The 270-nt window shown below is 71.1% G+C and carries 1 protein-coding gene; it reads left to right on the top strand.

The annotated features are described in order from the left end of the window. Positions 1-270: MgtC/SapB family protein (locus R2R70_RS20440; protein ID WP_410978968.1), on the top strand; the 270-nt coding region annotated here is incomplete at both ends.

Here is a 270-nt window from a genome sequence, read left to right on the forward strand (position 1 = left end):
CGTGGGCAGCCGGCCTGCGCACGCACATGCTCGTCTGTGTCGGCTCGACGCTCATCATGATCGTGTCGGCGTTCGGTTTCGCCGACGTGCTCGGCAGCAACGACCACATCGTGCTCGACCCGTCGCGGATCGCCGCGCAGGTCGTGTCGGGCATCGGTTTCCTCGGCGCGGGCTCGATCCTGCTGCGCGGCGAGATCGTGCGCGGGCTGACGACGGCCGCGAGCTTGTGGTCCGTCGCCGCGATCGGCCTCGCGGTGGGCGGCGGCCTGT

It is taken from the genome of Cobetia sp. SIMBA_158 (genome assembly GCF_046566945.1).
Lineage (GTDB): Bacteria > Pseudomonadota > Gammaproteobacteria > Pseudomonadales > Halomonadaceae > Cobetia > Cobetia amphilecti.